Genomic DNA, 22,563 nt, shown 5'->3' with positions numbered 1-22,563 from the left:
GTCACACTCATCACTCGATCGAAGTATTCGTTCGAGTTGTCCGTTCGAGCTGAGAGCATAGGTGCCGCATCCGTCGAGGAGGGAGGGGCACATGCCCGAGCGAGGGGCATCGATACCGCGCACACCACCGGCCGCCGCCGCACCCCGCGGCGCGGCACCCGCCGCCCGCCGCACCGGCCTGCTCGTCACCCTCGTCCTGGGCGGGCTGACCGCCACGCCCCCGCTGGCGATGGACATGTACCTCCCCTCGCTCCCGGAGGTCACCGACTCCCTGCACGCCCCCGCCGCGACCGTGCAGCTCACCCTCACCGCCTGCCTGGCCGGCATGGCCCTGGGCCAGTTGGCCGTCGGACCGCTCAGCGACAGGCTGGGCCGCCGCCGCCCGCTGCTGGCCGGCCTCGCCGTCTACGTCGTCGCCACCGCCCTGTGCGCGCTCGCGCCCACCGTCGAACTCCTCGTCGCCTTCCGGCTGGCGCAGGGACTCGCGGGCGCCGCCGGCATCGTCATCGCCCGGGCCGTCGTCCGCGACCTGTACGACGGCGACGCCATGGCCCGCTTCTTCTCCACCCTCATGCTCATCTCCGGGGTCGCGCCCGTCGTCGCCCCGCTGATCGGCGGGCAGATCCTGCGGTTCACCGACTGGCGGGGCGTGTTCGTGCTGCTCACCGTGGTCGGCGTGCTGCTCGGCGCGCTGGTCTGGGCGCAACTGCCGGAGACGCTGCCGGCCGCCGAACGGCACGCGGGCGGCGTCCGCGAGGCCCTCGGCGCGATGCGGCGGCTGCTCGCCGACCGCGCCTTCACCGGGTACATGCTCGCGGGCGGCTTCGCCTTCGCCGCGCTGTTCGCGTACATCTCCGCCTCGCCGTTCGTCGTCCAGGAGATCTACGGCGCCTCCCCGCAGACCTTCAGCCTGCTGTTCGGCCTGAACTCCATCGGCCTGGTCGCCGTCGGCCAGGTCAACGGCAAGGTCCTGGTCGGCCGGGTCTCCCTGGACCGGGTGCTGGGCGCCGGCCTCGCGGTGATCGCCGCGGCGTCGGCGGCGCTGCTGCTGATGACCCTCGGCGTCTTCGGCGAGGTGGGCCTGGTGCCCGTCGCCGCCGCGCTGTTCGTGCTGATGTCGGCGATGGGCGTCACCCTGCCCAACACCCAGACGCTGGCCCTGATGCGGGTCCGGCACGCCGCCGGGTCGGCCTCCGCGCTGCTCGGCACCTCCTCGTTCCTCATCGGCGCGGTCGCCTCCCCGCTGGTCGGCGTGGCCGGCGAGGACACCGCCCTGCCGATGGCCGTCGTCCAACTGGCCGCGGCACTGGTGGCGGCGGCCTGCTTCGTGGGAATGTGCCGTCCCTGGAAGGCCGGCACCGCCCACGCGGGCGCGGAGGGGGAAGAGAGCTGAGCGCACCGAGACTGCGCACCGACACACCGGAGCGCGCCGGACTCGACTCCGGCCAGCTCCGGCACCTCGTCCGGGAGGTCCACGACCTCACCAGCGGCGACCGGCCCTGGTCGCCCGGCGCCGTCGTGGCCGTCGGACGGGGACCGGTGCTCGCCGTGGAGGAGGCCGCGGGCTGGGCCGTACGGTACGCGGCGTACGACGCCGACCGCGGTACGGGCGTGGAGCTGCCGCCGCCGGCCCGGGTGCCGGCCACCCTCGACACGCCCTTCGACCTGGCCTCGCTCACCAAGCTGTTCACGTCGGTCGCCGCCGTGCAGCAGATCGAGCGGGGCACGCTCGGCATCGACGCGGAGGTCGGCGCGTACCTGCCGGACTTCCACGGCGCCGCCGCGCACCGCGTCACCGTCCGACAGCTCCTCACTCACACCTCCGGGCTGCGGCCCGAACTCCCGCTGTACGACTGCGCCGACGACGGCGAACGGCTGAACCTGCTGCGGGCCGAGCGGCCGGCCGGCCCGCCCGGCACGTACCTGTACTCCGACCTGAACATGCTGCTGCTCCAGCAGGTCCTGGAGCGGACCACCGGCCGCACCCTCGACGTCCTGGTCCGCGACGGCATCACCCGGCCGCTGGGCATGACGTCGACCCGCTTCGGCCCCTGCCCGGGCGCGGCGGCCACGGAGGACCAGCGGCGGCCCTGGGCCCGCACCGACCGGGGGCTGCTGCGCGGGGTCGTGCACGACGAGAACGCCTGGGCGCTGGGCGGGGTGGCCGGGCACGCCGGGCTCTTCTCGACCGCGCGGGACCTGGCGGTGTTCTGCCGCGCGCTGCTGGCGGGCGGCTCCTACGGGCCGGCCCGGATACTCGGCCCCGACTTCGTGGAGCTGATGCTGAGCCCGCCGGGCCTGGGCTTCGCCCTCGACCAGACGTGGTTCATGGGGGAGCTGGCGGGGCGCGGGGCGGCCGGGCACACCGGCTTCACCGGCACGATGCTGGTCCTCGACCGGGCCACGGACACGTTCCTGGTCCTGCTGGCCAACACGGTCCACCCCTGCCGCCGCCCCCCGGACAGCCGCCCGCGCGCGGCACTGGCGTCGCGGGTGGCACGGGCGGTGCGGGGATTGTGAACGGGGCGCACACCGCGCGGTCCGCGGCGGGTCCGCCGTGAGCTGGGTCCACACCGCGCGGTCTGCGGCGGGTCCGTCGTGGACCGGGTCCACACCGCGCGGTCTGCGGCGGGTCCGTCGTGGACCGGGTCCACACCGCGCGGTCTGCGGCGGGTCCGCTGTGAGCTGGGTCCACACCGCGCGGTCTGCGGCGGGTCCGCTGTGAGCTGGGTCCACACCGCGCGGTCCGCGGCGGGCCCGTGGACCGGGTCCAACCGCGCGGTCCGCGGCGGGTCCGCCGTGAGCCGGGTCCACACCGCGCGGGTCACCTCGGGCGGCCCGCTGTGCACCGGGTTCACAGCAGGCCGTCACCGCGCACCCGTAGAATCGCCAGGTGACCGCCCCCGCACCCCCCGCCGAAGCCCTGCGTGCCGCCCTCGCCGGGCTGCTGGACGGGCTTCCGCCCCGGCAGGCCGCGCAGGCCGTGGACCGGCTCATCGCCAGCTACCGGGGCGCCACCCCGACCGACGCCCCGATCCTCCGGGACCGCGCGGACGTCGCCGCGTACGCCGCCTACCGGATGCCCGCCACCTTCGAGGCGGTGCGCGCGGCCCTCGCGGCGTTCGCCGCGGCCGCACCCGGCTTCACCCCCGGCGACCACGTCGACCTCGGCGGCGGCACCGGCGCCGCGACCTGGGCCGTCGCCGCCACCTGGGACGGCCCCCGCGCCTCCACCGTCCTGGACTGGTCCGAGCCCGCCCTCGCCCTCGGCCGGGAGATCGCCGCCGCCGACCCCGCGCTGAGCGGCGTCCGCTGGCAGCGCGCCCGGATCGGCGCCGCGCTCACCCTGGCGGAGACCGACCTCGTCACCGTCTCCTACGTGCTCAACGAACTCACCGCCCCCGACCGCGCCGCCCTCGTCGAGGCCGCCGCCGCTGCCGCGCGGGCCGTGGTCGTGGTCGAGCCCGGCACCCCCGACGGCTACGCCCGGATCATCGAGGCCCGCGACCGGCTGACCGCCGCCGGCTTCCACATCGCCGCGCCCTGCCCGCACAGCGCGGCCTGCCCCATCGCGCCCGGCAGCGACTGGTGCCACTTCTCGGCCCGGGTCAGCCGCTCCTCCCTGCACCGCCAGGTCAAGGGCGGCTCGCTCGCCTACGAGGACGAGAAGTTCAGCTACGTGGCCGCCGCCCGCTTCCCGGTCGCCCCCGCCGCCCACCGGGTGATCCGCCGCCCGCAGATCCGCAAGGGCCAGGTGCTGCTCGACCTCTGCGAGACCGAACCGGCCCTCACCCGCACCACCGTCACCAAACGCCACGGCGACCTCTACCGGGCCGCCCGCGACACGGACTGGGGCGACCCCTGGCCCCCGGCGGGCGAGTAGCACCCCCCGCCACCCAGCGCCCCCGGGCCCGCCACGAGACGCACCGTCTTGTCACCCTGGTAGGTTCGCTCCCATGCCCGTTGAGAAGCGCCGCAGCGCGAAGTCCCGCAGGGCGATCTACGACGCCGCCCTCGCCCTCGTCACCGAGATCGGCTACCCGAGAACCACCATCGAGGGCATCGCCGCCCGCGCCGGCGTCGGCAAGCAGACCATCTACCGCTGGTGGTCCTCCAAGGCCGACGTCCTGCTGGAAGCCTTCCTCGACCTCGGCGAGCGGACCGCCCGGGCCGCCGGCCAGGAACCCGCCGACCAGGCCATCCCCGACACCGGCGACCTCGCCGCCGACCTGAAGGCCGTCCTGCGGGCCACCGTCGACGAACTGCGCGACCCCAGGTTCGAGGCCCCCAGCCGCGCCCTGGCCGCCGAGGGCGTGGTCGACCCCGAACTCGGCCGGCTGATCGTCGCCAAGCTGCTGGAACCCTCCCTCCAGCTCTACGCCGACCGGCTGCGCGCCGCCCAGCGGGCCGGCCAGATCCGCCCCGGCATCGACCCGCGCATCGCCCTGGAACTCTTCGTCTCCCCGCTCGCCCAGCGCTGGCTCCAGCACACCGCCCCCTTCGACTACGAGTACACCGACACCCTCGTCGACTACGCGCTGTACGGCCTCGCTCCGCGCTGAGTGCACGACTTCTTCCGGCCACCACCCCGCGGCGCGAAAGGGTGAGACCATGGGGCAAGCTGATGCGCACGACGGCGAGGCGAGGGGATAGATGAGCGCGGAGTTCGGTGGCCGCACGGGCCGGCAGGGCAAACTCTCCCAGTGGCTGCGCGGACGCCGCCCGAAGGACACCGGCACCGCCGACGCCGGCGCCCGGGAGACCCTGCTGCTCGCCGCAGCCGGAGCCGGACTGCCGCTCGCGCCCGCCGCCCACCCCGCCGGCTACCGCTGCTCCTGCGACCGCGTCGGCTGTCCCACCCCCGCCCGGCACCCGGTGTCGTTCGCCTGGCAGACCCAGTCCACCACCGACCGCGCCCAGATCGAGCGCTGGGCCCGGCACCAGCCGCAGGCCAACTTCATCACCGCCACCGGCATGGTGCACGACGTGCTCGACGTGCCCCTGGCGGCGGGCCGCGAGGCACTGGAGCGGCTGCTCGCCACCGACGTGGAGGTCGGCCCGGTCGCCGAGAGCGACGACGGCCGGATGCTCTTCTTCACCCTCACCCGCGGCACCCCCGAGGACGAGGACGAGTGGTGGCCGTGCGAGCTGGACTGCCACCCCGAGACCATGGACGAGCACCCCGGACTGCGCTGGCACTGCCGCGGTTCCTACGTCCTCGTACCCCCCGCCCGGCTCCCCGGCGAGCAGGGCGTGCACTGGGTCCGCGGCCCCGAGCACCCGCTGCCCGACCCGCTGACCCTGCTGGAGGCCCTGACCGACGCCTGCGCCCGGCACGCCGGCAGGGACACCGACCAGCAGGGCGCGGCCTGGCCGCTGCGCCGCTGACCGCACCCGGGACCCGGGACCCGGGACCACGGGCGGTCCGGGCCCGGTCCCGCTACTCGCCCTTCGCCGTCGTCATCCCCTGCACCCGGCCGATGATCGCCACCCGGTCGGAGCCGGGCCCGTCCGGCGGGTCCAGGGCGACTTCGTTGGAGACGAACTCCATCGTCAGCGACTGCTTGATCTCGCCGTCCGTCAGCGCCAGCACGTCCCGGTTGGGCGTCGGCACCGAGGCGCCCCGCGCGGCGGTCTGCTTCTCGTAGTGCCGGGTGGTGAAGAACACCAGCGCCCCGCCGTCCTCGGTGCGCAGCGCCAGCGGCGCGTAGTCGCCCTGGGTCAGCGGCTCGTCGATGTACTGCGTGGCCAGCCCCGGGCGGGCCGACTGCTTCTTGCGCAGCGCCCGCCAGGCGCTGGTGTGCGCGCCGGGCGCGAAGGCGTCCCCGCCGTCCTTCAGATACGCCGTGTACTTCTCGCTCAACTCGGCCGGCGGCACGGCCAGTTCGTCCGAGTCGACGGGCACGGTCTCGGCCCAGCCGTCCCGGTCCGTCCGCACCTCGGGGACGTCACCGGGGGCGACCAGCGTCAGATAGGCCACCTCCCAGGTGTCCTCGAGGCCGTCCCGGGTGAAGACCAGCAGCCAGCGGACGTCACCGCCCTTGTTGGCGCGGGCGTCGGCGAGGAACCAGCGGGGCCAGCCCGCCTTCTTGGGGATGGTGAACTTCGCGTCGGTCAGCTTCAGCGGTGTGTGCGCGGGGTTGCCGCCGGGGTGGTTGACCCGGCCCGCGGTCAGCCGGGCCGCGTCGATGTCGGCGAGCGCACCGGCCGTCCGGTCGGCGTCCAGCTTCGCGTCGTACGCCTTGTCCGCCTTGTTGTACGCGGTGGTGAACGCCGTCAGGGCCGCGGCGGCCTCGGCCCGGGTCGCCGCCGGGAGCACCTCGCGCTCGCCGTGCACCACCACGCAGCCGCTCGCCGTCACCGACACGGCGGCCACCGACACGGCGGCCAGCGCGCGCTTGAGAAGCCCCCGAGGGGCCCGATCCCTGCTCATCAGGTTCCTCCACCTTCCCCTTCCCGGAGGCGAACCCTACCGGGACGGGCCCCGCCCCGGACGGCCGGTCCGGCGGTGCGCGCACCGGTGCTTGAATGCCCCTGTGACTGACTACGACGTGCTGCGCGTGTTCTGCGCGGCGAACGGCGGATACGGCAACGAACTCGGCGTCGTCCGGGACGGTTCCGTACTGCCGGACCGGGCGGAGCGGCAGGCCCTGGCCGCCAAACTCGGCTTCAGCGAGACGGTGTTCGTCGACGACCCCGAGCGCGGCGTCGTCGACATCTACACGCCCACCCTGCGGCTGCCCTTCGCCGGCCACCCCTGCGTCGGCACGGCCTGGCTGCTCGACGTGCCCGAACTCGTCACCCCCGCGGGCGTGGTGGGCGCCCGGCAGGACGGGGAGTTCACCTGGATCGAGGCGCGGGCGGAGTGGGCGCCGCCGCGCACCCTGCGCCGGTACGCCACCGCCGCCGAGGTCGACGACCTGCCGGTGCCGCCCAAGGGGGAGTGGGTCTACGCCTGGGCGTGGGAGGACGAGCCGGCCGGCCGGGTCCGCGCCCGGGGCTTCCCCGGCCGGGACGACGGCATCGACGAGGACGAGGCGACCGGCGCGGCGGCCCTGCTGCTCACCGCGGAGCTGGGCCGCGCCCTGAACATCACCCAGGGCACCGGCTCGCAGCTCCTCACGGCACCGCAGCCCGGCGGCTGGGTGGAGATCGGCGGACGGGTCGTCCTGGAACGCTGAGGCGCTACGGCAGGGTGAGGATCTCCGCGCCGGTCTCCGTCACCACCAGCGTGTGCTCGAACTGGGCCGTGCGCTTGCGGTCCTTGGTGACGACCGTCCAGCCGTCGTCCCACATGTCGTACTCGTGCGTCCCCAGCGTCAGCATCGGCTCGATGGTGAACGTCATGCCGGGCCGGATCACGGTCGTCGCGTGCGGGCTGTCGTAGTGCGGGACGATCAGGCCCGAGTGGAACGCGGAGTTGATCCCGTGCCCGGTGAAGTCCCGCACCACCCCGTACCCGAAGCGCTTGGCGTAGGACTCGATGACCCGGCCGATGACGTTGATCTGCCGGCCCGGCCGCACCGCCTTGATCGCGCGGTTCAGGGACTCCCGGGTCCGCTCGACCAGCAGCCTGCTCTCCTCGTCGACCTCGCCGACCAGGTAGGTGGCGTTGTTGTCGCCGTGCACCCCGCCGATGTACGCCGTCACGTCCAGGTTGACGATGTCGCCGTCGCGCAGCACCGTGGAGTCCGGGATGCCGTGGCAGATGACCTCGTTGACGCTGGTGCACAGCGACTTGGGGAAGCCGCGGTAGCCGAGCGTCGAGGGGTAGGCGCCGTGGTCGCACATGTACTCGTGCGCGACCCGGTCCAGCTCGTCCGTGGTCACGCCCGGCGCGATCAGCTTCGCGGCCTCGGCCATCGCCCGCGCCGCGATCCGCCCGGCCACCCGCATCGCCTCGATCGTCTCGGGCGTCTGCACCTCGGGACCGGTGTACGGGGCCGGCGCGGGCTTGCCGACGTACTCGGGACGCCGGATGTTTCCGGGTACGGAACGGGTGGGGGACAGCTCCCCTGGGACGAGCAGCGACTGGCCAGACATGTCAGCGAGTCTAACCAGCGGGCATACGAGACCATGTCGATGGCGAAAGGAGCCGGTCATGGCCCTGTTCAAGAAGCGCACGGTCGGGAAGCCGGGCGAGTGGTACTACTGCCTGGAGCATCACAAGGTCGAGGAGGGGCCGGAGTGCCCCGCGAAGGACCGGTTCGGCCCGTACGCCTCCCGGAGCGAGGCGGAGCACGCGATGCGGACGGCCCACGAGCGGAACCTGCAGTGGGAGAACGACCCCAAATGGCACGATGCGGCGACGGGCTCCGCGGACGATTGACGCCGGTCGCCGGTCGCCGGTCGTCGGCTGCGGGCGCGTCGTGGCTGGTCGCGCAGTTCCCCGCGCCCCTGACGGGGCGCCCTGACGGGAGCGCCCTGAAGGGGCGCGGGGAACTGCGCGAGCGACCACGACGCGACCGTTCGACGCATACTGAGCCCTCACCACCCGCAGCGCCCCGCGAACTCCCGGGCGGCCACTCGTGACCCAGGGTTCACCCGGAATTCGCCCCTAGTGGGCAGGAGCCGCCCATGAACGACACCTCCGTAGTGTTCCGCGCCGGTGCCGACGGGTACGCCAGCTTCCGCATCCCCGCGGTCGTCGCCACCGGCCGCGGCACCCTGCTCGCGTTCTGCGAGGGCCGCGTCGACGGCCCCGCCGACCACGGCACCATCGCGATCGTCCTGAAACGGTCCACGGACGGCGGCCGCACCTGGGGCCCGCTCACCGTCGCCGCGGCCAACGGCGACGGCCTGGCCGGCAACCCCGCCCCGGTCGTCCTCGACACCGGCCGGATCCTGCTGGTGCACGTCCGCAACGCCGGCCACGCCACCGAGGACGCCATCCGGCGCGGCACGGTCGGTGCCGAGGACGGCCGCCGGGTCTGGGTGTGCCACAGCGACGACGACGGCCGCACCTGGTCGGCCGCCCGTGAGATCACCGCGAGCGTCAAACGCCCCGACTGGCGCTGGTACGCCACCACCCCCGGCCACGCCCTCCAGCTCCGCACCGGCCGGGTCGTCGTCCCCGCCAACCACTCGCTGGCCGCCGGCCCCGACGGCGGGCACTGCCTGCTCAGCGACGACCGGGGCGCGACCTGGACCCTCGGCTACGTGGACGACGGCGACGGCACCGCCGCCCGGGTCGCCGCCAACGAGTCCACCGCCGCCGAACTCCCCGACGGCCGCCTCTACGTCAACGCCCGCACCATGCCCCCCGCGCCCGCCCCCCGCGCCGACGCGTACTCGGCGGACGGCGGTCGCACCCTGACCGCGCCCTTCCGCCCGCAGCCCGGCCTGACCGGCCCCGTCTGCCAGGGCAGCGTCCTCCAGCTCCGCGACCCCGACCTGCTGCTGTACTCGGGGCCCGCCGCACCCGGCGCCCGCGCCCGGATGACCCTGCGCGCCTCCACCGACGGCGGCACCACCTGGCACCCGGCCCACACCGTCGACGACCGGCCCGCCGCCTACTCCGACCTGGTCCGGATCGACGCCCGCACCCTCGGCCTGCTGTACGAGACCGGCGACGGCGGACCGTACGAGACGATCACCTTCCTACGGGTGCCCGTAGCTCCGCCCGCCCGACCCGGTGCGGACGGCCGGGCGGACGTAGGCTCGGGCTCATGACCTCTACCGACAGTGCCGCACAGAAGGCCCCCGCCAAGGACCCCTGGGACCTGCCCGACGTCTCCGGGCTGATCGTCGGCGTGCTGGGCGGGACCGGGCCGCAGGGCAAGGGCCTGGCCTACCGGCTCGCCAAGGCCGGCCAGAAGGTGATCGTCGGCTCCCGGGCCGCCGAGCGCGCGCGGGCCGCCGCCGAGGAACTCGGCCACGGCGTCGAGGGCGCCGACAACGCCGAGACCGCCCGCCGCAGCGACATCGTGATCGTCGCCGTCCCCTGGGAGGGCCACGGCGACACCCTCGCCGGGCTCCGCGAGGAGCTGGCCGGCAAGCTCGTCGTCGACTGCGTCAACCCGCTCGGCTTCGACAAGAAGGGCGCCTACGCCCTCAAGCCCGAGGAGGGCAGCGCCGCCGAGCAGGCCGCCGCGCTGCTGCCGGACAGCAGGGTCACCGCCGCCTTCCACCACCTGTCCGCCGTCCTGCTCCAGGACCCGGAGGTGGACGAGATCGACACCGATGTCATGGTGCTCGGCGAGGTCCGCGCCGATGTCGAGATCGTGCAGGCGCTGGCCGGCCGCATCCCCGGCATGCGCGGCGTCTTCGCCGGGCGGCTGCGCAACGCCCACCAGGTCGAGTCGCTGGTCGCCAACCTGATCTCCGTCAACCGCCGCTACAAGGCGCACGCGGGACTCCGCGTCACGGACGTATGAGGCGATGGGGGACACTGGGGGGCAGCAGCCAAGCCGCCCGTGTCCCCCGACAGGAGCCGACCCCATGCCCCGCCTCGCCCTCTACGCCCTGATCGTCTGCGTGCTCGCCGTCGTCGCGGCCGTCCTGTCCTTCGTCCGGGGCGGCGTGCTGATCGGTGTCGTCTGGGTGCTGCTGGCCGGACTGTCGTCCAACATGTGCTGGTACTACCTCAAGCGCGGCCGGGCCCCGCGCCGGTCGGTCAGGAGCTGACCGCGCAGATCTCGTTCGTCTGCCAGAACCGGTACAGCTCGTAGCCGCAGTACGAGTCGTAGTCGTCGATCCCCAGCCCGCACAGGATCGCGTCGACCGCGTCGAAGAACACGCCGTTCACCGCGGGCAGCCACAGCAGCGCGAACACGAACAGCAGACCGAACGGCGCGAACGGCTCCACCTGCCGCCGCACCCCGTGCGAGAGCCAGGGCTCGATCACCCCGTAGCCGTCCAGGCCCGGCACCGGCAGGAAGTTCAGGATCGCCGCGGTGACCTGGAGCAGCGCCAGGAACGCCAGCGCGAACCGGACGTCGCGGGGCACCCCGTCCAGGGCGTCCAGCCAGAACGGGGCCGTGCACACCACGGCGAACAGCACATTGGTCAGCGGGCCCGCCGCCGAGATCAGGCTGTGCCGCCAGCGGCCCCGGATCCGGCCCCGCTCGATGAACACCGCCCCGCCCGGCAGACCGATCCCGCCCATGATGACGAAGACCACCGGCAGCACGACGCTCAGCAGCGCGTGCGTGTACTTCAGCGGGTTCAGCGTCAGATAGCCCTTGGCACCGACCGAGATGTCACCGCTGTGCAGGGCGGTGCGGGCGTGCGCGTACTCGTGCAGGCAGAGCGAGACGACCCAGGCGGCCGTCACGAACAGGAACACGGCCAGGCCCGGCTGCTCGGCGAACCCGGTCCAGGTCGCCCACCCGGTGACCGCGGCCACGGCGACGATCCCGAGGAAGACCGGACTGATCCGCCGGTCGCCGGCGCGGGCGGGTGCGGTGGTCATGAGAAGAGGGCTCCTGAACTGTGGTCGGGGAGTAGACCGTACCGGTGACGGGAGGAGAACGTCCCGGGCGGCGGCGGGGGTTCCGCCAGGGCCGGTTCAGGCGCCGGTAAACCCGGAGGCGGCCGGCGGGCGTCCCCGGGGAGAATGGACCCCGTGCGTTACCGCGTCCTCGGCACCACCCAGGCACTCCGCTCCGACGGCAGCCCCGTCCCGGTCGGCGGGGCGAGGCTGCGCGCGCTGCTGGCCGCGCTGGCCCTGCGGGCCGGCCGGACCGTGCCGGCCGGACTGCTGGCCGACGAGGTGTGGGGCGCCGACCCGCCCGCCGACACCGCCGGCGCGCTGCAGGCGCTGGTCGGCCGGCTGCGCCGCGCGCTCGGCGCCGACGCGGTCGCCTCCGCCGACGGCGGCTACCGGCTGACCGCCGCGCCCGACGACGTCGACCTGCACCGGTTCGAGAAGCTGGCCGACGAGGGCGCCCGCGCGCTGGCCGACGGCGACCCCGCCAAGGCCGCCGTCGTCCTGGACGACGCCCTCGCCCTGTGGCGCGGCCCGGTCCTCGCCGACCTACCCGACCGCACCGCCGAGGCGGCCCGCTGGGAGACCCGCCGCCTGGACGCGCTGCGCGCCCGGCACACCGCCGCCCTCGACCTCGGCCACGCCGAGCGGTCGCTGCCCGAACTGACCGCGCTGTGCGACGCCCACCCGCTGGACGAACCCCTCCAGGCCCTGCGGCTGCGCGCCCTGCGCGACACCGGCCGCACCGCCGAGGCCCTCGCCGGGTACGAGGAGGTCCGCCGCCACCTCGCCGACCGCCTGGGCACCGACCCGGGGCCCGCGCTGCGCGCCCTGCACACCGAGCTGCTCAGCCCGGAACCCGACGCCGGTACGCCGCCGGGCCCCCGCGTGCCGGACCGCGCCCCCGCCGACGCCCCCCGGGCCCACCGCCCCCGCGGCAACCTGCGGGCCCGGCTGACCTCGTTCGTCGGGCGGGACGGCGACATCCGGGCGCTCCGGGACGATCTGCGGGCCGCGCGGCTGGTCACCCTGCTCGGGCCCGGCGGGGCCGGCAAGACCCGGCTGTCGCAGGAGGCCGCCGAGGCCGCCGGGGACATCGCCCCGGACGGGGTGTGGCTGGCCGAGCTGGCCCCGGTGGACGACCCGGCCGCCGTCCCCGAGGCCGTGCTGACCGCCGTGGGCGCCCGCGAGACCGTGCTGTACGGCGCCGGCGCCGAGGAGATCCGGGCCGCCACCGAACGCCCCGGCACCGCCGTCGAACGGCTGGTCGAGCACTGCGGCCGGCGGCGCATGCTGATCGTCCTGGACAACTGCGAGCACGTCGTGGACGCCGCCGCCCGGCTCGCCGAGCACCTGCTCGCCCACTGCCCGCACCTGACCGTCCTCGCCACCAGCCGCGAACCCCTCGGCGTCCCCGGCGAACTGCTCCGCCCGGTCGAACCGCTGCCCGAACCGGCCGCGCTGGAACTCCTCGCCGACCGGGGCGCCGCCGCCCGCCCCGGCTTTTGCACCGAGGACGACCCGGAGGCGTGCGCGGAGATCTGCCGCCGCCTGGACGGTCTGCCGCTCGCCATCGAACTGGCCGCGGCCCGGCTGCGGATGCTCACCCCCCGCCAGATCGCCGACCGGCTCGACGACCGCTTCCGGCTGCTCACCTCCGGCAGCCGTACCGTCCTGCCCCGCCAGCAGACCCTGCGCGCGGTCGTCGACTGGTCCTGGGAACTCCTCGACGAGGACGAACGCGAGGTGCTGCGCCGCCTGTCGGTGTTCGCCGGCGGCTGCGACCTGGCCGCCGCCGAGGCCGTCTGCGGCCCCGCCGCCCTGGACGCGCTGGGTTCCCTGGTCGACAAGTCCCTGGTCGTCGCCGCGCCCACGGGCGACGGCGAGATGCGCTACCGGATGCTGGAGACCGTCGCCGAGTACGCAGCCGAACGCCTGGACGAGACCGGCGGGCGCCCCGCCGCCGAACGCGCCCACCTGGTCCACTACCGCGAACTGGCCCGCACCACCGACCCGGCGCTGCGCGGCCCCGGCCAACTGGCCGCCGTGGCCAGGCTGGAGCGGGAGTACGAGAACCTGCGCACCGCGCTGCGGCACGCCGTCGCCGCCCGCGACGAGCAGGAGGCCCTCTGCCTGGTGCTGTCGCTGGTCTGGTACTGGCAACTGCGCGACCTCAGGGTGGAGGCCCGCACCTGGTGCGGCGAGGCGATGGCGCTGGGCCCCGACCCGTTCACCGAGCCGCTGGTGCCCGCGAAGCCGGTCTGGGTGCGCTGCACCGAGACCCCGCCCCCGATGACCGGCGAGGTGCTCGCCGAGGCCCGCCGCGGGGTGCACCTGGCCCACCTCGCCTGCATGGACACCGAGCTGGACGCCTGGCAGAACCCGGCCGCCCAGGCCAAGCTGCGCATCATCGCCGGCACCTACGAACCCGGGCTGCCGCAGACCTGCCGCAGCCCCGGCGTGCTCTGGTGGTTCGCCGTGATGCTGACCGGCGACGTCGACCGGCTGCGCACCATCATGGACGCCTCCGTGCGCACCTGCCGGGAGACGCCCGGTTTCGAGTGGGAGCTGGCCGGGGCGCTCCAGATGCGCGCCAACCTGCTGGCCAACCGCACCGACTGGGCCGGCGACGCCGCCCGCGACGCCGACGAGGCCCTGGCCATGTTCGAGCGGCTCGGCGACACCTGGGGCACCGCCGAGGCGCTGTCCGCCCGCGCCGAGGCGTACGAGCGCAAGGGCGAGTTCCTGCGCGCCGCCGCCGACTACCGGGCCGCCGCCGTCCACGCCGAGCGGCTCGGCGCGCACGGCCAGGTCGATGTCCTCGACGCCCGGCTGGGCAGCGCGCTGCTGGAGGCGGACCAGGGCGAGCGGGGCGAGCGCATCCTGCGCGAGGTGATCGCCCGGACCGAGGGCGCGGCGCACAACGGGGCGATGCCCGCCGCCCGGCTCTTCCTCGCCGCCCGGCTCGGCAGGACCGGCCGCACCGCCGAGGCCCGGGAGCAACTGCGGCTGCTGCGCGAGCAGTTCACCATCGCCCACTTCGTCGTCTTCGACGCCTTCATCCTCGGCGCCGAGTCCTGGCTCGACGCCCTGGAGGGCCGCTACGAGGAGGCGCTGGCCAGCGTCCGGCGGGCGCTGGAGCGGTCCGCCGACCCGCTGTCGGAGGCCGTCGCCCCGCACATGCCCGCCTTCTACCTGGCGATCGCCGCGATGTCCCTGGCCCGGGTCGACGGCGGCCGCCGGGCCCGGGACGCCGCCCGCTGCCTGGGTGCCGCCGCCGCGCTGCTGCCGCCCGGCCACGTCGAGAACGGCACCGAGAGGGACGCCCGCACCCGCGCCACCGAGTGGGCCCGGCAGGCGCTGGGCGCCGAGGAGTTCCGGGCCGCGTACGCCGAGGGCGGCGGCCTCTCCCCGCAGGAGGCCGCCGCCCTGGTCTGACCGGACACCGGTCAGCTCTTGGTACGGAACTTGTGGATCGCGACCGGCGCCATCACCGCCGTCAGCGCCACCGACCAGGCCAGCGTCACCCACAGGTCGTGCGCGACCGGGCCGCCCACCATCAGCCCGCGCGCGGTGTCGGCGAGGGAGGACAGCGGGTTGTAGTCGGTGAACCCCTGCAGCCAGCCCGGCATCGACTGGGTCGGCGCGAAGATCGACGAGCCGAACTGGAGCGGCATCAGCACCAGGAAGCCCATCGCCTGCACGGACTGCGCGCTCTTCATGATCACGCCGAGGGTGAGGAACACCCACATCAGGGCCGAGCCGAACACCGCGGACAGCCCCACCGAGGCCAGCAGCCCGCCCCAGTCGGTGATGTCGAAGCCGACCAGCAGGGCGACGACCAGCAGCACCACGGTGGCGAACAGCATCCGCAGCAGCTCCACCGCGATCTTCGCGAAGAGCACCGAGCCGCGCCCGATCGGCAGCGACCGGAAGCGGTCCATCACCCCGGAGTTGAAGTCCTGGTTGAAGCCGGTGCCGACCCCCTGGGCCATGTTCATGCCCATCATGGCCATCAGGCCGGGAACCACGTACTGCACGTACGCCTGCTGCCCGCCGCCCAGCGACTGGCCGATCGAGCCGCCGAAGACGTACACGAAGAGCAGGGTGAAGACGACCGGGAACAGCACGGCGTCGAACATCGACTCCGGGTCCTGCCGGATCCACAGCAGATTGCGGCGGACCAGGGCGCCGGTGTGGCGCAGATGGCCGCGGAGCGAGATCCGGGCGTCGGGGGTGACGGCGGCGGCCGAGGGGGCGGCGGGGGGCGCCTGGTCCAGGGTGGCGGTGGTCGACGGGTGGGCGCTCATACGGCGGCCTCCTCGCGGGTGTCGGCGGGCGTGGCGTCCTGCGGGGCACTGGCGCGGTGGCCGGTGAGGGACAGGAAGACCTCGTCCAGGCTGGGCAGTTCGGTGGTGATGGAGGCGAGCGTGATGCCGCGCGCGGTGACCGCGCCGACCACGGCGGTGAGCTGCTCGTCGCTGAGGATCGGCACCAGCACCGCGCCGCGCTCGGCGTCCACGGTGGTGGAGGCCAGCCCGGTGATGCCGAGTTCGTCCAGGAACGCGGCGAGCGGGCGCAGGTGCAGCGGGTCGGCCGGGCGGACCCGCAGGGTGCGGCCGCCGACCTTGGCCTTCAGCTCCTCGATGCCGCCGCCCGCGATCACCTTGCCCCGGTCGACCACGGTCAGCTCGGTGGCGAGCTGCTCGGCCTCCTCCATGTACTGGGTGGTGAGCAGCACGGTGACGCCGTCGCCGACCATCCGCTGGACCTCGTCCCACACCTCGTTGCGGGTGCGCGGGTCCAGGCCGGTGGTGGGCTCGTCCAGGAAGAGCACGGCCGGGCGGCCGATCATGGAGGCGGCCAGGTCCAGGCGCCGGCGCATCCCGCCGGAGTAGGTGCCGGCGGGCCGCCGGGCGGCCTCGGTGAGGGAGAACCGCTCCAGCAGTTCGTCGGCGCGGGACCTGGCCTCCTTGCGGGACAGGTCCAGCAGCCGGCCGATCAGGTAGAGGTTCTCCCAGCCGGGCAGCTTCTCGTCCACCGAGGCGTACTGCCCGGTGAGCCCGATCACCCGCCGCAACTGGCGGGGCTGGCCCATCACGTCGTAGCCGGCGACCGTGGCCCGGCCGGCGTCGGGGGTGATGAGGGTGGACAGGATGCGGACCAGGGTGGTCTTGCCGGCGCCGTTCGGGCCGAGCACGCCCATCACGGTGCCCTCGCGGACATCGAGGTCGACACCGTCCAGCGCCTTGGTCTCGCCGTAGTGCTTGACCAGTCCCCGTACGGACACGGCGCGGCCGGCGCCGCTGGGGTCGTCGTGGATTCGCTTCATGCCGACGACGGTGCCAGTCGCCACCGACAGATCACCGACAAGCCGCCGACAGCCACCGACAAGCCGCCCACAGCCGCCTACAGGCCGCCGACAGGCCGCCGGCACCGCCCTTGCGCACCCCCGCCGCCCGCGCGCACCAGGGCCCCGCCGACGGGGGACGATCGGCGGGGCCCGGTGTCGTACCGCGGTGGCTCAGTGGACCGAGTGCTCCTCCTGCGGGAACGCGCCGCCGACCACGTCCTCGGCGAACGCCTTCGCCGCGTCGCCCATCACCTGCCGCAGCTCGGCGTACTTCTTCACGAACTTCGGCATCCGCCCGCCGGTCAGCCCCAGCATGTCGGTCCAGACCAGGACCTGCGCGTCGGTGTCCGGGCCCGCGCCGATGCCGACCGTCGGGATGTGCAGCGACCGGGTCACCTCGGCGGCCAGCTCGGCCGGCACCAGCTCCAGCACGACCGCGAAGGCGCCCGCGTCCTGCACCGCCTTGGCGTCCCGCAGCAACTGCTGGGCGGCCTCCTCGCCGCGGCCCTGCACCCGGTAGCCCATCGCGTTGACCGACTGCGGGGTGAGGCCGATGTGCGCCATCACCGGGATGCCGGACTCGACCAGCAGCTCGATCTGGCGGTGCGAGCGCTCGCCGCCCTCCAGCTTCACGGCTCCGACCCCGGCCTCCTTCACCAGCTTGGTCGCCGAGCGCAGCGCCTGCACCGGGCCCTCCTGGTACGAGCCGAACGGCAGGTCCGCGACGATCAGGGCCCGGCCGGTGCCCCGGACGACGGCCGCGGACAGCATGGTCATCTCGTCCAGGGTGACCGGGACGGTGGTGTCGTACCCGAGGTGGCAGTTGCCCGCCGAGTCGCCGACCAGCATGACCGGGATGCCGGCCTCGTCGAACACGGACGCGGTCATCGCGTCGTACGCGGTGAGCATGGGCCACTTCTCGCCGCGCTCCTTGGCGAGGGCGATGTCCCGGACGGTGATGCGGCGGTTGCTCTTGCCCCCGTACAGGGCCCGGCCGCCGTCGGCGGGCCTGGGGGATGCGCTCTGGGCAGCCGGAAGCTGCGTCATGGCAACGGCTCCTTCATGTCATCTCGAGGCGCCCTGACGGCGTCCCCGGATCCCCTCCATGGTGGCACCTCGTGCCACCGCTGGCCAGAGCACCCCCGGCCCCGGTCGCCGGGCCCGGATTGTGCGGATTTCGTCACAGCGCCCCGGGCCGCCTTCACAACCGGAACTGCGCACGGCGGTTTCCTCGTCATCGTGCCCGTACGGCCGCCGGTGCGGCGGCGGAACGGAGCCGATCATCCCCTAGGGTTTTGCGGACACGGGGGGTGACGGCGGGCAAGGCAAGCGGTGAGGCAACGGTATGGCGCAGCAGGCTTACGTGACGGAGACGGACGACGGCGGTCCCGGTGCCGGGCGCCGCGGGGACCGGCTCCGGCGCCTGTGGGCCCGGCTGACCTCCGGGTGGCGCGGGGACCGCCGGATCTGGCGCCGGGGCCTGGTCACCGCCGCGGTCGCCCTGCTGCTGGCCGCGGTGACGGCGGGGCACGCGCGGATCCCCAACGTGGTCGGCAACCTCGGCAGCCTGGTGGAGACCTTCCTGCCCTGGTTCGGGCTGCTGATCCCGGTGCTGCTGGTGATCGCCGTGGTCCGCAGGTCGGCGACGGCCCTGATCGCGGTCCTGGTCCCGGCGGTCGTCTGGCTGCACCTCTTCGGCGGGCTGCTGTTCACCAAGTCCGGCGGCGGCGGCGACCTGACGGTGGCCACGCACAACGTCAACGCCGACAACGCCGACCCGGCCGGCACCGCCCGCGCCGTGGCCGCCTCCGGCGCCGACGTGGTCGCCCTGGAGGAGCTGAAGGCGTCGGCGGTCTCCACGTACGAGAAGGCGCTCGCCCCGGCCTACCGGCACCACGCCGTGGTGGGCACGGTCGGGCTGTGGAGCAAGTACCCGCTGAGCGGGGTCAGGGCCGTCGACCTCGAACTGGGCTGGCAGCGCGCGATGCGGGCCACCGTCGCCACGCCCGAGGGTCAGGTCGCCTTCTACGTCGCCCACCTGCCGTCCGTACGGGTGAAGCTGGAGGCCGGGTTCACCGCCCGGCAGCGGGACCGCAGCGCCGACGCGCTGGGCGAGGCGATCAGGGACGAGCGGGTCGCCAAGGTGATCCTGCTCGGCGACCTCAACGGCACCATGAACGACCGCGCGCTCAACGCGGTGACCGCCCAGATGCGCTCCACGCAGGGCGCGGCGGGCGACGGGTTCGGGTTCAGTTGGCCGGCGTCGTTCCCGATGGCGCGGATCGACCAGATCCTGGTGCGGGGCGTGGAGCCGGAGAGCAGTTGGACCCTCCCGGCCACCGGCAGCGACCATCTGCCGGTCGCCGCGCGTGTGAGGGTCGACACATCCGCCTCCTGAAAAGCCCAGGTCATCCCCTTTCCGACCGGCGCCGGAAACCCGTGCGTCACCTCGCGGAATACTCGCCCTGAGAGTCTTTGTTCCGTACGGGAACATAAACAGTCCCCGCTGACCCCCTCGGGGGGTCCCCGTACGCACAGCGCACTCGCTTCCGCTCCGAAAGGCGAAGACCTCATGCCCCTGGCCCTGCTCGCCCTCGCCGTGGGTGCCTTCGGCATCGGCACGACCGAGTTCGTGATGATGGGCCTGCTGCCCGACGTCGCGGACGACATGGACATCTCCCTGCCCAGCGCCGGCCACCTGGTCTCGGCCTATGCGCTCGGCGTCGTCATCGGCGCCCCGCTGCTCGCGGCGGTCACCGCGCGCATGTCCCGCCGTACCGTCCTGATCGGCCTGATGGCGCTGTTCGTCATCGGCAACGCCCTGTCGGCCGCCGCACCCGGCGAGGGCTCCCTGCTGGCCGCCCGCTTCCTCAGCGGTCTGCCGCACGGCGCGTTCTTCGGCGTCGGCGCGGTGGTCGCCACCGGCATGGTCGCGCCCGAACGCAAGGCCCGGTCCGTCTCCCTGATGTTCCTCGGCCTGACCGTCGCCAACATCGTCGGCGTCCCCGCGGCCACCGCCATGGGCCAGCAACTGGGCTGGCGGGCGACCTTCCTCGGGGTCAGCGCGATCGGCGTGGCGGCCGTCGCCGCGCTGCTGTTCCTCATCCCCCGCGACCACGCCCCCGCCCCGGCGACCGGCCTGCGCGGCGAGCTGTCGGCGCTGCGCTCGCTGCCGGTCTGGCTGGCGCTCGGCACCACGGTCGCGGGCTTCGGCGCGCTGTTCTCCGCGTACAGCTACATCACGCCGATGCTGACGGACGCCGCCGGGTTCGCCGACGCGAGCGTGACCCTGCTGCTCGCCCTGTTCGGCGTCGGCGCCACCGTGGGCAACCTGCTCGGCGGCCGGCTCGCCGACCACTCCCTGCGGGCCACCCTTTTCGGCGGCCTGACCTCCCTCGTCCTGGTCCTCGCCCTGTTCCCCCTGCTCATGCGTACGGAGATCACGGCGGCGCTGGCGGTGGCCCTGCTCGGCGCGGCGGCCTTCGTCACCGGCTCCCCGCTCCAGTTGATGGTCATGGAGAAGGCGTCGGCGGCCCCGTCCCTGGCCTCCTCCGCCAACCAGGCCGCCTTCAACCTCGCCAACGCCGGCGGCGCCTGGATCGGCGGCCTCACCCTCGCCGCGGGCCTCGGCGCCACCTCCCCGGCCCTCGCCGGCTCGGCCCTGGCCGCCCTCGGCCTCCTGGTCGCGGGCACGGCATACGCGGTCGACCGCCGGGCACCCCGCCCCGGCCGGGAACGGGTGATCGCGACGCACGTACCGGCGACGCCGGAGACGGCCCGTCACGGCTGACGCGCACGGGCCCACCCGGGTGTACGGCTGTGCCGACGTCACATGTCGGCACAGGCGTACACCCGGTCGAAGCGCCCGGCGGCGAGATCCTCGCGGCGGATCAGCCAGGTGGCGACGCCCTCCTCGCGGCGCCAGGCGGCGAGGACGGTCCAGTCCCCGCCGTCCTCCGGCGCGGACAACGGGTCGTCGTTGAGCACGACGGGCGGCCCACCGAGGGCGAACGTCCAGGTGGGCCACGACCCGCCGACGGCCGTCCAGGCGTCGCCCAGTTCCTCGCCCAGCTCGTACTGCTCGTCGTCGGGCTCCGCCCACCGCGACTCGGCGTAACTCTCCCCGTCCAGCGGGGAGAGGTGCCGCCACACCGTGCGCAGCTCCTGCTCGACGAACGGCCCGTACACGCTGTCGACCTTCCGTACGGCCGTCGCCGCCCCGGCCGGAACATGGACCACGGATCCGCCCGCCGGCCCCCGGAAGTCCAGCGAGGGCTCGCCGAAGAACAGCAGATGCCCGCTGGCGGGCAGCCCGGCACCGCCCGGCAGCAGCGCGCAGTCGACGGAGGCGACGAGGGGATACTCCTGCGCGGGCACGCCCTCGGGCAACCCGGGGAAGCCGCCCAACCGCACCACCGCCGGCCCGTCCCCGCCCTCCGCGAAGAACGTCCCGGGCACCAGCGCCCGTACCCACGCCTCCACTTCGCTCTCGGGCAGCCCCCGGGCCGCCGCCTCGGCACGGAACCGCCGCACCCGCTCCGCGTTCCACTCGTTCCAGTCCTCGACCATGGCGGCACCTTAGGCGGTCCCGCCGCCCTTTCCGGGGGAGTCGGGGCCCGGCGCCGCCCCTCTTGCTGTCTTCGCTCGATACCTGCTTCTTCGCTGCGGGGGTCAGGGGACGTTGCGGAGACCGTCAAGGACGCGCTGCATCAGCGCGATGGTCGCTTGGTCACGCGTCCGGCCGGGCGGCGCTTCGAGGTCTTCGGGAACACGCGGCCGGAGCGTCGAACCGTCGAGCGCGGGCGACGGCGACATGGGCAGCACGTTCCTCGCCCATACGATCTTGCCTCCGGCCGGCGGCCGGTAGATCCCCCACTGCTCGGACAGCGCTTCGACGAGGTGAAGTCCGCGCCCGCCCTCGATGTCCGCGGTGACGTTGTGCTTCACCGGTTCGTCCGGGCTGTCGTCCCAGACTTCGATGAACAGCACGCCACCGATGGCCCTGAGCTGCACCGCTACGACGTGCTGCGACGTGATCTCCCAGAGATGTGGCGGCTGCTCCGTGAAGCCCATGGCCTTCACGGCGTTACTGACCAACTCGGACATCACTAGCGAGGCGTCGGGAGCGTGATCGTCCGACCTCCAATGCTTGAGCGTCCGGCGGACGAACTCCCGTGACACCGATACGGCCGACGGCACGGCCACGAGATGCAGCCTCGACACGTGCAGCGTCCGCACTTCCGTAGTCGTGGCATTCACTCGGCCACGCTCCCCGGATGGAACGACGGCACCGACTCATGGGCGCGGGCGAACCAGACGCGGCCGCTCATCATCTCCTCGATGACCGCTTGCATCACCCGCGACAGCGCTGCCGTCGAGTGAAGGTGCCGGTAGTCCGGAACCACCACGTCGCGTACACCGTGCCGGTCGCAGCTCATGACCAGGGCATCCCACGCGACCGAGTGCAGCCAGCGGTGTTCCACGAAGACCTCGGCGAGCGTGAAGCCCTCCCGCTGCGCGAAGTCGCTCAGCTCTTGTTTTAGCTGCTGGACAGAGTGAACGGGCAGTTCCGGCAGGGCGCGCACATACCCATAGATCACGGGTTTCACATTCACCGGACCGTGTTCAAAGAGTACGCGCTGTAAGGCGAATCCTTCGCGATCAGCATGCGCCAAAAATCCCCGTTCGATGACCTCGGATTCGTCACCGTCTCCCCTCGCGGTGAGACGCATATACCCGAACATGACAGGTCGCTTCCGTTCCTCCTGGCCGACTGGAACGG

General features: G+C 74.0%; 22 protein-coding genes. 13 read left to right on the top strand and 9 right to left on the bottom strand.

Annotated features, from left to right (window positions below; translation table 11 throughout):
* Positions 1–91 precede the first annotated feature (91 nt).
* From IE316_RS00485 to IE316_RS00465, 5 genes are all read left to right on the top strand, one after another.
* On the top strand, positions 92–1,393 hold the full coding sequence (locus IE316_RS00485) for a multidrug effflux MFS transporter (RefSeq protein WP_190202049.1): 1,302 nt from the start codon (positions 92–94) through the stop codon (positions 1,391–1,393).
* Positions 1,336–2,520, top strand: coding sequence for a serine hydrolase domain-containing protein (locus IE316_RS00480; RefSeq protein ID WP_190202048.1), 1,185 nt, complete (start codon positions 1,336–1,338; stop codon positions 2,518–2,520). Before IE316_RS00485 ends, IE316_RS00480 begins: the two co-directional genes overlap by 58 nt.
* A 373-nt stretch (positions 2,521–2,893) precedes the next feature.
* Positions 2,894–3,883: a small ribosomal subunit Rsm22 family protein gene (locus IE316_RS00475; RefSeq protein WP_190202047.1), complete on the top strand. Its 990-nt coding sequence runs from the start codon at positions 2,894–2,896 to the stop codon at positions 3,881–3,883.
* A 73-nt stretch (positions 3,884–3,956) separates the two neighbouring features.
* A complete protein-coding gene (locus IE316_RS00470; protein ID WP_190202046.1) occupies positions 3,957–4,562 on the top strand; it encodes a TetR/AcrR family transcriptional regulator in 606 nt (201 codons plus the stop codon).
* Between the two features lie 91 nt (positions 4,563–4,653).
* Positions 4,654–5,388 (top strand): bifunctional DNA primase/polymerase, encoded by a 735-nt coding sequence (locus tag IE316_RS00465; RefSeq protein WP_190202045.1) that lies wholly within the window; start codon positions 4,654–4,656, stop codon positions 5,386–5,388.
* Between the two features lie 52 nt (positions 5,389–5,440).
* On the opposite strand, the gene IE316_RS00460 is transcribed toward IE316_RS00465, so the two are convergent.
* Positions 5,441–6,433 (bottom strand): SCO2278 family lipoprotein, encoded by a 993-nt coding sequence (locus IE316_RS00460; RefSeq protein WP_190202044.1) that lies wholly within the window; start codon positions 6,431–6,433, stop codon positions 5,441–5,443.
* A gap of 103 nt (positions 6,434–6,536) precedes the next feature.
* On the opposite strand from IE316_RS00460, the gene IE316_RS00455 reads away from it, so the two are divergent.
* Positions 6,537–7,181, top strand: a complete 645-nt coding sequence (locus IE316_RS00455) for a PhzF family phenazine biosynthesis protein (RefSeq protein ID WP_190202043.1) — start codon at positions 6,537–6,539, stop codon at positions 7,179–7,181.
* Between the two features lie 4 nt (positions 7,182–7,185).
* Here the strand turns inward: IE316_RS00455 and map are convergent, their stop codons facing one another.
* A complete protein-coding gene (gene map / locus IE316_RS00450; RefSeq protein WP_190202042.1) occupies positions 7,186–8,043 on the bottom strand; it encodes a type I methionyl aminopeptidase in 858 nt (285 codons plus the stop codon).
* 58 nt (positions 8,044–8,101) lie between these two features.
* On the opposite strand from map, the gene IE316_RS00445 reads away from it, so the two are divergent.
* From IE316_RS00445 to IE316_RS00430, 4 genes are all read left to right on the top strand, one after another.
* Positions 8,102–8,329 carry a hypothetical protein gene (locus IE316_RS00445; RefSeq protein ID WP_190202041.1) on the top strand — a complete coding sequence of 76 codons (228 nt, stop codon included), beginning with the start codon at positions 8,102–8,104 and terminating at the stop codon, positions 8,327–8,329.
* A gap of 248 nt (positions 8,330–8,577) precedes the next feature.
* Positions 8,578–9,672: a sialidase family protein gene (locus IE316_RS00440; protein WP_190202040.1), complete on the top strand. Its 1,095-nt coding sequence runs from the start codon at positions 8,578–8,580 to the stop codon at positions 9,670–9,672.
* On the top strand, positions 9,669–10,376 hold the full coding sequence (npdG, locus tag IE316_RS00435) for an NADPH-dependent F420 reductase (protein ID WP_190202039.1): 708 nt from the start codon (positions 9,669–9,671) through the stop codon (positions 10,374–10,376). The genes IE316_RS00440 and npdG overlap by 4 nt, the downstream gene beginning before the upstream one ends.
* 64 nt (positions 10,377–10,440) lie before the next feature.
* Positions 10,441–10,626: a hypothetical protein gene (locus IE316_RS00430; RefSeq protein ID WP_190202038.1), complete on the top strand. Its 186-nt coding sequence runs from the start codon at positions 10,441–10,443 to the stop codon at positions 10,624–10,626.
* Here IE316_RS00430 and IE316_RS00425 read toward each other — a convergent pair.
* Entirely contained in the window at positions 10,616–11,413 is a 798-nt protein-coding gene (locus IE316_RS00425; RefSeq protein WP_190202037.1) for a site-2 protease family protein, read from the bottom strand. The genes IE316_RS00430 and IE316_RS00425 overlap by 11 nt on opposite strands.
* Before the next feature lie 144 nt (positions 11,414–11,557).
* On the opposite strand from IE316_RS00425, the gene IE316_RS00420 reads away from it, so the two are divergent.
* Complete coding sequence (locus IE316_RS00420) at positions 11,558–14,866, top strand: ATP-binding protein (RefSeq protein ID WP_190202036.1); 3,309 nt, start codon at positions 11,558–11,560, stop codon at positions 14,864–14,866.
* A gap of 11 nt (positions 14,867–14,877) precedes the next feature.
* On the opposite strand, the gene IE316_RS00415 is transcribed toward IE316_RS00420, so the two are convergent.
* From IE316_RS00415 to panB, 3 genes are all read right to left on the bottom strand, one after another.
* Complete coding sequence (locus IE316_RS00415; protein WP_229910133.1) at positions 14,878–15,738, bottom strand: ABC transporter permease; 861 nt, start codon at positions 15,736–15,738, stop codon at positions 14,878–14,880.
* On the bottom strand, positions 15,735–16,760 hold the full coding sequence (locus IE316_RS00410) for an ATP-binding cassette domain-containing protein (RefSeq protein WP_190202035.1): 1,026 nt from the start codon (positions 16,758–16,760) through the stop codon (positions 15,735–15,737). Before IE316_RS00410 ends, IE316_RS00415 begins: the two co-directional genes overlap by 4 nt.
* Positions 16,761–16,952: 192 nt before the next feature.
* A complete protein-coding gene (gene panB, locus IE316_RS00405) occupies positions 16,953–17,828 on the bottom strand; it encodes a 3-methyl-2-oxobutanoate hydroxymethyltransferase (RefSeq protein WP_190202034.1) in 876 nt (291 codons plus the stop codon).
* Between the two features lie 298 nt (positions 17,829–18,126).
* Between panB and IE316_RS00400 the strand changes: the two genes are divergently transcribed.
* Both IE316_RS00400 and IE316_RS00395 read left to right on the top strand, forming a co-directional pair.
* On the top strand, positions 18,127–19,179 hold the full coding sequence (locus IE316_RS00400; RefSeq protein ID WP_190202033.1) for an endonuclease/exonuclease/phosphatase family protein: 1,053 nt from the start codon (positions 18,127–18,129) through the stop codon (positions 19,177–19,179).
* 174 nt (positions 19,180–19,353) lie between these two features.
* Positions 19,354–20,571, top strand: a complete 1,218-nt coding sequence (locus IE316_RS00395; protein ID WP_190202032.1) for an MFS transporter — start codon at positions 19,354–19,356, stop codon at positions 20,569–20,571.
* A gap of 38 nt (positions 20,572–20,609) precedes the next feature.
* On the opposite strand, the gene IE316_RS00390 is transcribed toward IE316_RS00395, so the two are convergent.
* The 3 genes from IE316_RS00390 to IE316_RS00380 form a co-directional block, all read right to left on the bottom strand.
* Positions 20,610–21,350, bottom strand: coding sequence for a DUF1963 domain-containing protein (locus IE316_RS00390; RefSeq protein ID WP_190202031.1), 741 nt, complete (start codon positions 21,348–21,350; stop codon positions 20,610–20,612).
* Between the two features lie 102 nt (positions 21,351–21,452).
* Positions 21,453–22,040, bottom strand: coding sequence for an ATP-binding protein (locus tag IE316_RS00385; protein ID WP_229910132.1), 588 nt, complete (start codon positions 22,038–22,040; stop codon positions 21,453–21,455).
* Positions 22,037–22,513 (bottom strand): hypothetical protein, encoded by a 477-nt coding sequence (locus tag IE316_RS00380; RefSeq protein ID WP_190202030.1) that lies wholly within the window; start codon positions 22,511–22,513, stop codon positions 22,037–22,039. Before IE316_RS00380 ends, IE316_RS00385 begins: the two co-directional genes overlap by 4 nt.
* Between the last annotated feature and the right edge of the window lie 50 nt (positions 22,514–22,563).

The organism is Streptomyces fumanus (assembly GCF_014655295.1).
Lineage (GTDB): Bacteria > Actinomycetota > Actinomycetes > Streptomycetales > Streptomycetaceae > Streptomyces > Streptomyces fumanus.
Note: the sequence above shows the minus strand (reverse complement) of the source record. Positions and strands in the feature narration are given on the sequence as shown.